General features: G+C 60.6%; 1 pseudogene. It reads right to left on the bottom strand.

What is annotated here, in order from left to right:
* Positions 1-1,316 (bottom strand): annotated as a pseudogene (gene nuoC, locus ACIQY3_RS34335) (NADH-quinone oxidoreductase subunit C/D); the annotation flags it as partial.

The raw sequence follows: 1,316 nt of genomic DNA on the forward strand, positions 1-1,316 counted from the left end.
TACTTTAAAGGTCCTTCCGGCATGTTGCGCATGCACTGCTCGATGATCTTCAGGCTCTGGCGCATTTCTTCGACGCGCACGATGCAACGGTCGTAGGCATCGCCATTGGCCGCCAGCGGGACTTCGAATTCGAAGTTCTCGTAGCCGGAGTATGGACGTGCTTTACGCAGGTCGAAGTCGCAACCGGTCGAACGCAGGCCGGCACCGGTGACGCCCCATTCCAGGGCCTCTTTGGTGTTGTAGGCGGCAACGCCGATGGTCCGGCCCTTGAGGATGCTGTTGTCGAGGGCGGCTTTCTGGTATTCGTCCAGACGCTTTGGCATCCACTCGACGAAGTCTTTCACCAGTTTTTCCCAACCGCGGGGCAGGTCGTGGGCGACGCCACCGATGCGGTACCAGGCCGGGTGCAGACGGAAACCGGTGATGGCTTCGATCACCGTGTACGCCTTCTGGCGGTCGGTGAAGGTGAAGAACACCGGGGTCATCGCGCCAACGTCCTGGATGTAGGTCCCCAGGAACAGCAGGTGGCTGGTGATCCGGAAGAACTCGGCCATCATGATGCGGATGACGTCGACCTTCTCGGGCACCTTGATCGGCCAGCTTCTCGACCGAGAGCACGTACGGCAGGTTGTTCATCACGCCGCCGAGGTAGTCGATACGGTCGGTGTACGGGATGAAACTGTGCCAGGACTGACGCTCGGCCATCTTCTCGGCACCACGGTGGTGGTAGCCAACGTCCGGTACGCAGTCGACGATCTCTTCACCGTCCAGCTGCAGGATGATGCGGAACGCACCGTGCGCGGAAGGGTGGTTCGGGCCGAGGTTGAGGAACATGTAGTCCTCGTTCGCCCCGGAACGCTTCATGCCCCAGTCTTCAGGCTTGAAGCGCGCGGCTTCTTCCTCAAGCTGTTGCTTGGCCAGGTTCAGGGTGAACGGATCGAACTCGGTGGCACGGGCCGGGAAGTCCTTGCGCAGCGGGTGACCTTCCCAGGTCGGCGGCATCATGATGCGGGTCAGGTGCGGGTGACCTTTGAAGTCGATCCCGTACATGTCCCAGACTTCACGCTCGTACCAGTTGGCGTTCGGCCAGATGCTGGTGACGGTCGGCAAGCTGAGGTCGCTCTCGGACAAGGCGACCTTGATCATGACGTCACTATTACGTTCGATCGACATCAAGTGATAGAACACAGTGAAGTCGGCGCCGCTTGGCAGCCCTTGACGCTTGGTGCGCAGACGCTCGTCCACGCCGTGCAGGTCATAGAGCATGACGTACGGCTTGGGCAGGTTGCGCAGGAAGGTCAGGACTTCGACGAGTT

This window comes from Pseudomonas sp. NPDC096950 (genome assembly GCF_044762525.1).
Lineage (GTDB): Bacteria > Pseudomonadota > Gammaproteobacteria > Pseudomonadales > Pseudomonadaceae > Aquipseudomonas.